This is a genomic window from Elusimicrobiales bacterium (assembly GCA_041651175.1).
Taxonomy (GTDB): Bacteria; Elusimicrobiota; Elusimicrobia; order Elusimicrobiales; family Elusimicrobiaceae; genus JAQTYB01.
Map to the genome: position 1 here is coordinate 1 of JBAZJT010000038.1, position 9,124 is coordinate 9,124.

At 57.2% G+C, this 9,124-nt stretch carries 8 protein-coding genes and 1 tRNA gene; 7 read left to right on the forward strand and 2 right to left on the reverse strand.

Annotated elements, in window-relative coordinates; genetic code table 11:
- A partial coding sequence (locus tag WC421_11520; protein MFA5162856.1) for a hypothetical protein occupies window positions 1-723 on the reverse strand: 723 nt, incomplete at its 3' end.
- A complete protein-coding gene (locus WC421_11525) occupies window positions 720-1,304 on the reverse strand; it encodes a DUF6036 family nucleotidyltransferase (GenBank protein ID MFA5162857.1) in 585 nt (194 codons plus the stop codon). The genes WC421_11520 and WC421_11525, both read right to left, overlap by 4 nt.
- 181 nt (window positions 1,305-1,485) lie before the next feature.
- Here WC421_11525 and WC421_11530 point away from each other — a divergent pair.
- The 7 genes from WC421_11530 (at window position 1,486) to creD (ending at window position 8,872) form a co-directional block, all read left to right on the forward strand.
- Window positions 1,486-1,561, forward strand: a tRNA-Ala gene (locus tag WC421_11530).
- A 188-nt stretch (window positions 1,562-1,749) separates the two neighbouring features.
- On the forward strand, window positions 1,750-4,536 hold the full coding sequence (ppdK, locus tag WC421_11535) for a pyruvate, phosphate dikinase (GenBank protein MFA5162858.1): 2,787 nt from the start codon (window positions 1,750-1,752) through the stop codon (window positions 4,534-4,536).
- Window positions 4,537-4,555: 19 nt separating this feature from the next.
- Window positions 4,556-5,170 (forward strand): guanylate kinase, encoded by a 615-nt coding sequence (gene gmk / locus WC421_11540; GenBank protein MFA5162859.1) that lies wholly within the window; start codon window positions 4,556-4,558, stop codon window positions 5,168-5,170.
- The gene (locus WC421_11545; GenBank protein ID MFA5162860.1) at window positions 5,163-5,504 is read left to right on the forward strand and encodes a hypothetical protein; all 342 of its coding nucleotides are present in this window, start codon (window positions 5,163-5,165) and stop codon (window positions 5,502-5,504) included. Before gmk ends, WC421_11545 begins: the two co-directional genes overlap by 8 nt.
- 4 nt (window positions 5,505-5,508) lie before the next feature.
- Window positions 5,509-6,369, forward strand: coding sequence for a uracil-DNA glycosylase (locus tag WC421_11550; GenBank protein ID MFA5162861.1), 861 nt, complete (start codon window positions 5,509-5,511; stop codon window positions 6,367-6,369).
- A 333-nt stretch (window positions 6,370-6,702) separates the two neighbouring features.
- The gene (locus tag WC421_11555; protein MFA5162862.1) at window positions 6,703-7,431 is read left to right on the forward strand and encodes a hypothetical protein; all 729 of its coding nucleotides are present in this window, start codon (window positions 6,703-6,705) and stop codon (window positions 7,429-7,431) included.
- Between the two features lie 127 nt (window positions 7,432-7,558).
- Window positions 7,559-8,872, forward strand: coding sequence for a cell envelope integrity protein CreD (gene creD / locus WC421_11560; protein ID MFA5162863.1), 1,314 nt, complete (start codon window positions 7,559-7,561; stop codon window positions 8,870-8,872).
- Window positions 8,873-9,124 lie beyond the last annotated feature (252 nt).

Here is a 9,124-nt window from a genome sequence, read left to right on the forward strand (position 1 = left end):
ACAGAACCGCTTTTGTTGCGTTTCTTCCTGACAAACATAACTATATTTTATCAACGGGACACCCAAATTCCAATACCCCTCCGACGAGGACGGGCTGATTTTAGAGAGGATTGGCGAAGTCAGGAATGCGGCAACCTTTTTTTTCACGGTGCGGGAGAAATACTCTTTTTCAGTTTTTGTAAGTTTCTCTCCGCGCAATTTCCTGAAAAACAATTCTTTCTGCTTTGCGGTGAATACCTGCGACATGGCATATTCAACGCCAAGTCCGCTTCTGGCCGCCAAGACATCGGTTATCTGTGCCGCGCTCTTCACGCGATAGGCGGCGAAAACGGTCTTTAGCTTTTCCGGCGGGAAAGTGTAATCGCCGATTTTTATGGCGGCATTATTCTTAAAATTATCCAGATATTTCCTTTGTTCCGAATGGAAGACTTGCGCCCACGCGAATTTTATCCCTATAGCGTTGTAAAGCGACACCGACACAAGCAAAAGTTCTTCCGCCAGTTTCTTTTCCGCCGGAGTACGCATCCGCGCCTTTAATTGCGCAAGGCTGAAACCGCCCTTTTCGGCGGCATTGGCAAGCATTACCGGAAAACCTTCCCAAAGACGCGGATTGCGGCTTCTTATGACTTCCGCCAAAGTGCGGTAATCATCGGTTCCGGTTTCCGCCTGCAAAAGCGGAAAGCCAAGAGCTTCGGCCTTTTTGAGCAGTTCGTCTTTTTTCATATAAGTTTCCTGCGTTTCATTGTTTCCCTGAAAGCGTTGAAATTGCCGTTGGCCCTATCCTCAAACACGCTGTAAGAGGCGGTTTCACGGAAGCGGCTTTCAAGTTTGGCCCAATCAAGCTCCTTGCCGGCGGCTTTCACCAGACCGGCACAGTCATCAATATCAACGGCGGAAGCTCTGAAAAGCTTGGTGATAATGATGTCATACGGATTGAGAATGCCGATATAAATGCGCTCAAATTCCCTGAACAGCGTATTATTCCCCGTCTCAAGCGGGGATTCCAGCAGTTCGGTTTGATAGACCTTGCTTCCCGGATACAGGTCAAAAATAAAATTGCCGCCGTTGCTCCAGCCAAATTCGGAAGCCCTGCCATAGCCCATGCCAGCCAGCCTTTTCGCAAGGTAGATGTATTCCTTTTCATCCGGCACGATGAAGTCAATATCTTTGGTGGATTCCTTTACTCCAAGCAGCGTCATTGCCGTGCCGCCGCAAGCTATCAGATGGACGCGCCTTTTCAGGAGCGCATTCCATGCGCTCATGGTTTCAAGCAGTCCGTCTTTGCCTATTCTGTATGAATTCATACAAGTATATGTACCTTTTTGTACAATATATTGTACATCACCATACAAAAAAATGCAACAGGCCGCAAGAGCCGGGACGGAAAAGCGCGGAATGATGCCGAACAAACACCTGCATGGACAGCAATGCGGGCATCAAGCCGGAAAAAGGCGCGGGAAATATTGTAGAATTATAAACAGGAATGGGCGTGTAGCTCAGCTGGGAGAGCGCTACCTTCGCAAGGTAGAGGTCAGGGGTTCGATCCCCCTCACGTCCACCAACTTTCAAATGCCCGCCCCAGGCGGGCATTTTTATTTGCAACCTCCCCCGTAAGTTTAATACTATATACGTGTAGAAATGTATTTCCCTAAACTAATGGCCGCACGGGCCTCGACCGCGCCGTAAAGGCGCGGCAGGGCGCGCGCCGCTGTCAGCCTCAAGGACCGTAAACAAAGGAGACGCTAGAAAATGCCAACATCAACTGTCGCCAGAAAAAAAACCGCAGCAAAATCAACCGCTTCCAAAAAAATGGTTTATTTCTTCGGCGGAGGCAAGGCCGAAGGCAAGGAATCCATGAAGAATCTGCTGGGCGGCAAGGGCGCCAACCTCGCAGAAATGGCCGGACACCCCTCGCTGCGCCTGCCCGTCCCCCCCGGTTTCACGCTGACGACGGATGTCTGCACCTATTACTGGCAGAACAAACGCTCCTATCCCAAAACGCTGGCCGGCGATGTGAAGAAAAATCTTGAGCGCATGGAAAAGCTGGCGGGGCGCAAATTCGGCGACCCGGCGGACCCGCTGCTGGTGTCGGTACGCTCCGGCGCGCGCAAATCCATGCCCGGAATGATGGAGACCATCCTTAACGTAGGCCTGACCGAAAAAACCATCCCCGGCATCATAGCCCAGACGGGCAACGAGCGCTTTGTCTACGATTCTTACCGCCGGCTTATAATGATGTACTCCGACGTGGTCATGGAAAAGGCCGCCGGCATCACCCCCGCCGAAGACATGGGCATACGCAAAGTCCTGGACCGCATGATGGAGGAGCTAAAGCACAAGCGCGGCGTCAAAAGCGACACCGAGCTTAAAAGCGAAGACCTCAAGCAGCTTTGCGCCGCCTTCAAGGCGAAGGTGAAGGAGACTCTCGGCTCCGAATTCCCGGACGAGCCGATGGCGCAGTTGTGGGGCTCTGTCGGGGCGGTGTTTGCCTCGTGGAACGGCAAGCGCGCCATTTCCTACCGCCGCATTGAAGGCATACCGGACGAATGGGGCACCGCCGTCAACGTGCAGACCATGGTTTTCGGCAACATGGGCGCGGATTCGGCGACGGGCGTGGCCTTTACCCGCAACCCCGGCACCGGCGACTGCCGCTTTTACGGCGAGTACCTCATCAACGCGCAGGGCGAGGACGTGGTGGCCGGCATCAGAACCCCCGCCCCGATAAACGAGGCTTCCCGCACCGAGCATTCCAAGGAAGAGACCAGCCTGGAAAAGGCAATGTCCGCCGCTTACAAGGAACTGTTCGCCATCCAGAAGCGGCTTGAAAAGCATTACCGCGACATGCTGGACATAGAATTCACCATTGAAAAGGGCAAGCTCTATATCCTTCAGTGCCGCGTGGGCAAGCGCAACGGCGTGGCCGCCGTCAACATCGCGCTGGACATGGTGAAGGAACGGCTTATAGACAAGACGACCGCCGTCATGCGCGTTACCCCCGCCCAGATTGACGAGCTGCTGCATCCCATAGTGGACCCCAAGGCCGAGGCCGCCGCAAAGCCGATAGCCAAGGGCCTGCCCGCCGGCCCCGGCGGAGCATCCGGCACGATAGTATTCACCGCCGCCGACGCCGTGGCCCAGGCGAAAGCGGGCAAAAAAGTCATCCTCGTCCGCGAGGAGACAAACCCGGAAGATATTGAAGGCATGCGCGCCGCGCAGGCCATATTGACCGCGCGCGGAGGCATGACCTCGCACGCCGCCCTTGTGGCGCGCGGCTGGGGCAAATGCTGCGTGGTGGGCTGCGGGGCATTGCATATCTCCGCGCAGAGCAAAACCGTCAAGGTCGGCGACACGACGTTGAAGGAAGGCGACTGGCTTACGCTTAACGGTTCCAAGGGCGCGGTTTATGCCGGCAACCTGCCGATGTTTGACGCCAGCCAGGGCAACAAGGCGCTGAGCGACTTCCTGAAACTCTGCGACGGGCTGCGCGTCCTTAAAATCCGCACCAACGCCGACACGCCAGAGGATTCGGCCCGCGCGCGCGGCTTTGGCGCTGAGGGCATAGGCCTCTTCCGCATAGAGCATATGTTCTACGGGAAAGGCTCGGACGAGCCGTTGTTCAAGCTGCGCAAGATGATTGTTTCCAAAAACACCGAAGAGCGCCGCGCCGCCCTGGCGGAACTGTTCCCCTTCGTGAAAGCCGCCATCAAAGGCACGCTGAAGGCGATGGAAGGCTACGGCGTAACCATCCGCCTGATAGACCCGCCGCTGCACGAGTTTGTGCCGCACAGCCATGAGAAGCTGGAGGCGCTGGCCAGGGACCTCAACATATCGGTGGAGGAGCTTGAAAAGCGCGCCGAAGGGCTGCGCGAAAGCAACCCGATGATGGGCCACCGCGGCGTCCGGCTGGGCGTAACCTATCCCGAAATCACCGAGATGCAGGCCCGCGCCGTATTTGAAGCGGCGGCGGAGCTGCTGAAGGCCAAGGCGAAGGTCTATCCCGAAATCATGATACCCGTCGTGGCGACCGAGAAGGAAATCACGGACCAGAAGGCCATCATAGACCGCGTTTACAAAGAAACGCTGGAGAAAACCGGCCTCAAATCCATCCCGCACCAGACCGGCACGATGATAGAAATTCCGCGCGCCGCGCTGATATCGGACAAAATCGCGGAGGTGGCGCAGTTCTTCTCGTTCGGGACAAACGACCTGACACAGATGACGTTCGGCTTCTCGCGCGACGATATCGGCGGTTTCCTGCCGCACTATCTGGAAAAGGGCATACTGCCGGCGGATCCGTTCCAGACCATAGACCAGACCGCCGTCGGGGAACTTATACACATCTCCGTAACGCGGGGCCGCAAGACCCGCGCCGACCTCAAAATCGGCATTTGCGGCGAACACGGCGGCGAGCCGGCCAGCGTGGAATTCTGCCATCGCGAGAATTTCAGCTACGTGTCCTGCTCTCCCTTCCGCGTGCCGATAGCGCGGCTGGCGGCGGCTCAGGCGGCGATACGGCATCCCCGCAAGGGCAAATAGCTTGAAGCGAAGCGGCTTTGTGGTTGTAGTTTCATCTCCGTCAGGAGGCGGCAAGACGACTTTGGTCAACGCCCTCCTGGCGGAGGAGCCGCTTGTAACGCGGGTTATAACCGCCACCACGCGCGCGCCCCGGCTGGGCGAGAAAAACGGGGTTGATTACCACTTCTGGACAAAGGCGCGCTTTGAGAGGGAAATCAAAACCGGCGGGCTTGCCGAGCATGCCCGCGTATTTGACAACCTCTACGGCGTGCCGCGCAAGGGGATAGAGGCCGCGCTTAAACGCGGCAAAATCCCGGTGCTGGTGATAGACGTGCAGGGCGCGCGCTCGGTTTCGCGCATGTTCAGGGACGCCGTACTGATATTCGTGCTGCCGCCAAGCTGGAAAACGCTGGAGAGACGGCTGCGCGGACGCGGCGACGGCACCGAAAACATAAAACTGCGCCTTGAAACGGCGCGCGCGGAAATCGCGCAGGCCGGGCGTTACGGCTATATCGTGGTCAACGGCGATATTGACAGGGCTTTGGGCGATATTTCCGCCATCATCACGGCGGAGCGTATGAAATCCTCCCGCCAGCTTGCCGCCATGCGCGGCGGGGCGGGCAATTACCGGTTTACGGAGGGACACCATGCCTGAAGAACAAAAGCGACTGGAATCATCCATGATGGATTACAGCGGCGACAAGTACAATCTTGTTGTCGTAGGCTCCACATGGGCCAAGCATCTGCGCAGGGGAGAGGAGTACCGCCACCAACCCTATGCCGCCGTCATCCGCGCGGCGCTGACGCAGATACTCTCCGGCGAAGTTACGGAGGAGCAGGTGATGGCCGCCCGCGAGGCGGACGCCGCCGCTACCCCCGCCCCGGCCCCCGCGCCGGCTGCCGCGCCGCAGCCCGCGCCCGCCGCCGAGGAGAAGGAAAAGGCTCCCAAAAAGAAGGCCAAAAAGGAAGAGGCTGCCGCAGCGGAATAAAGACATGAAAGCGGAGCTGAAAAATCTCGCGCGCGAACTGAAAGGCTGGGCGGCAAACGCCGACGCCGAGGATTTTTCCGGCTTGCGGGCGCAGTCCCGCGCCGATGCTCCGCCGTCCGCCGCGCCGGCAGGCGCCGTTTGCGCCTCCGCCACGGCTGAGAAATCTCAAAACGCAAAAAAAGCCGCCGCGCCGCGGGCCGGGCGCTGCCCGGCGGCGGACGCGGCCTGCGCGCAGGGGGAGGTGGCGCTGTCCCAAATCGCCGCCGAAATCTGCGCCTGCAAGAAATGCCCGCTGGGCGAAACCCGCATAAAAGCCGTGCCGGGCGTTGGCAATCCCCGTGCCCGGATAATGTTTGTGGGCGAAGGCCCCGGCTACGAGGAAGACCACAGGGGCGAGCCTTTCGTGGGCAGGGCCGGCGCATTGCTGGATAAAATAATCGCCGCCATGGGCCTGCGCCGGGACGACGTGTACATAGCCAATGTGGTTAAATGCCACCCCACCATAGACCCCACAGACCATGAAAAGCGCGGCAACGACAGGCCGCCCACTCCTTCGGAAACAGCCGCCTGCCACGACTATATAGTCCGCCAAATCGCCGCCATAAGGCCGGAATTCATAATCGCGCTGGGCGCCAGCGCGGCCCGCGCGCTTACGGGGGGGGAGAAAACCTCGCTTTCCGCGCTGCGCGGAAAAGTGATGAAGCTGCCGCCGGATTCGTTTCCCATCGGCTACGACGCTAAATTCGCCGCCACATTCCACCCAGCCGCCCTGCTGCGCAACCCCAACTGGAAGAAAGACGCCTGGGAAGACATCAAGATGGTCATGCGCGAGCTTGGCATGACCATTCCCCCGAAACAGTCATAACCCATTCCCCTCAGTTGGATTGCGGAATTCGGCGGTGGCTGGCGCGGACATTCCTGCGTAGAATTTTCCTTACTGCGGGTATGCTCGTCAAATTCTGCGTCGGACTGTCCACGCCATCCGCCGCCTCGGTTCTCGCAACCAACTGCGGAGAATGGGTAATCCGCCGCTACATAAAAATGCGTCCTTTTTTAATTAAAGCCGCGTATTAACCGCCGGAGCCATTCCTGATATACTTCATGTTGCCGTTCTGGCTTCATAATGCGACATAGCACGATTTTTTGCTGTTTATTTGTCATTGCCGCCGCGCAGACCGCCTCGCTAGCCAGAGTGGGCTTGGAGCTTTCAGCCAATTCAAAAAAACCGGAAACCGGCTTCAGCAAGACGCTGGATTTTGTGAATCAGGGCGGTTTAAGCGGATATTATTCGGACTACCGCGCCGCGCTGACGCCGAACAGATTCAATCCGCAGCTCCGCATTTTCGCCGAAGGCAGGGGCGGGCTAAAGCTGGGCGCGGCGCTTGGCCTGGGCTATATCTCCCCTCTTGTCTACGACGAGCAGGAGACAGGCCCCACCGCCGGATATCTTGCCAAAAAGTACTCGCTGAACTCGTTTTACGTTCCCGCGGATATCTATATCAAGTACAGGCCGAGGGGGGAGCGGCTTTCGCTTTCCCTGGGCGGCGGCGCGGATTATATGATGGGCAGAATCAAGGCGGAGCTTCAGTCCAACTCGCAAACGGCCTCCGGCGTCATGGCCTGCTCCGCGCTGATGCCGCACGCAAGCGCGGGGGCGGAGCTTTTCGTTTTCAAAAACGTCTCCCTGGCGGCGGAGTTCAAATATATATTCAACGGATTGCTGGACAATTTTTCCGGCGAGCTGTCTGATCCCTCCGGTTTTCTGGGAGGAAGCGGGCGTTATTCGCTTCAGATGAAGCCGATGACCGGCGGGGCGGAAACGCTGTACCTTCTAAAGGACGGCGGCGCACCCGCGGCGCTGAGCCGGCCTTTCTCAGCCGATTACACCGGACTGTGGGGACAGGTGGCGCTGCGCGTTTATTTCTGAACCTCCCGCCTCCGGGAATTGCCATCCGAAAACTGATGTTTCGGAAGAGCCGTTTACCCGGCGCTCTTTGCATCCAACTAAAATTCTTGTGTATGATGTCCGTTATAGTGCAGAGTACGGGGGAACAATGTCCGACATGGAACAATCCGAAAAAGGCAAATCGCTGGCGGGCAGACTGGCGGTAATGCTGGTGTTGGTGCTGATCATGCTTTACCCTCTTTCCATGATAAGGGAACAGATACAGGAGAGGGAAAGCACACAGAAGTCCGCCGCAGAGGAAATAAGCGGCAAGTGGGGCGCTTCCCAATCCCTGATGGGACCCGTGCTGAGCGTGCCTTACCGCGTGCGATCGGTGGACCAGAAGGGCAAACCCGTAGTATCCACGAACTATGCCTATTTCCTGCCAGACGAACTGTCCGTGAAAGGCTCGCTTTTCCCGGAGGTGCGGTATCGCGGTATTTTTGAAGCGCTGCTCTACACCGCGAAGCTGAACTTCTCCGGTTCTTTTGGCCGGATTGATTTTTCCCAGTTCCATGTGGCGGATAGCAATGTGCTTTGGAAAGACGCGGAGGTTTTGGTGGCGCTATCGGACTGCCGGGGCATAAGAAAAAATGTGGTCTTGACATGGAACGGCAGGCAGTATGACTTCAATCCCGGAGAGAGGTTTTTTGTTAGCGGCAGCCCCTCCATAACCGTTCCGGTCGCGCTTTCCGCCGGGCAAACTGGAATTCCCTTCAGTTTTGACATGGACCTCAATGGAAGCGATTCTTTATATTTTGTCCCAGCCGGCAAGACTACGCATGCGGAGTTGTCCGCGAAGTGGCCCGCGCCTAGCTTTGCGGGGACATATTTGCCAACGCGAAGGGAGGTGGCAAAAGACAATTTCAAGGCGGAGTGGGATATCTTTCATCTTTCCAGGGCGCTTCCCCAGCAATGGGTGCGGGACGCAAGCCCCAACTGCATGGCGTCGGTATTCGGCGTAAGTCTGCTGATGCCGGTGAACACATACCACAAGGTTTCCCGTTCCGTGAAATACGGCATTCTTTTCATCCTGCTGACCTTCATGGTATTTTTCCTGTTTGAGGTTTTCAGTAAACAGCCGCTTCATCCGATTCAATATCTTATGGTGGCTTGCGCGCTATCCGTCTTTTACCTGCTGCTGCTGGCATTGTCGGAATGTATTAATTTCGGTTCCGCGTACCTGATAGCCAGCGCGGCGGTCGTCGCCCTGATAGGCGGATACAGCCATGCCGTGCTGAAGGGGGGGCGGAACGCGGGAATAATGGCCGCATTGCTTTCATTCCTTTATGCCTATTGCTATGGCGTACTCCAGTTGGAAGACTATGCCCTGCTGATGGGAGCGATATTACTGTTTACCGCGCTGGCCGCGCTTATGTATGTAACACGGAAAATGGACTGGTATAACTATAATTCTCGCTGACCTTTTCCTACAGTGACAGACTTCTGCATAAGTAATGTCCGATGCGGCTGGCCGCAGTCGCGGTTCAAGCAGGGAGTCATGCGCGCGGCGCTACTGCCCGTAACCGGACGGGCCGCGCAGCGCCACCTGACTTGTGCGTTGGGACACCCGCTAATTGTAGATGGCATTGTATAGCAACTGCTGTTCCTCATCCAGCTTCAACAGCTTCCGTTTTTTTTCGGCGGAGCAGGGTGGGCTGTAATTTAATTCGTA

Excerpts from the sequence above, each read along its gene's own strand:
- WC421_11525 (MFA5162857.1), bottom strand. The coding sequence starts at position 1,304 with ATGAATTCATACAGAATAGGCAAAGACGGACTGCTTGAAACCATGAGC.
- ppdK (MFA5162858.1), top strand. The coding sequence starts at position 1,750 with ATGCCAACATCAACTGTCGCCAGAAAAAAAACCGCAGCAAAATCAACC.
- WC421_11545 (MFA5162860.1), top strand. The coding sequence starts at position 5,163 with ATGCCTGAAGAACAAAAGCGACTGGAATCATCCATGATGGATTACAGC.
- WC421_11550 (MFA5162861.1), top strand. The coding sequence starts at position 5,509 with ATGAAAGCGGAGCTGAAAAATCTCGCGCGCGAACTGAAAGGCTGGGCG.
- creD (MFA5162863.1), top strand. The coding sequence starts at position 7,559 with ATGTCCGACATGGAACAATCCGAAAAAGGCAAATCGCTGGCGGGCAGA.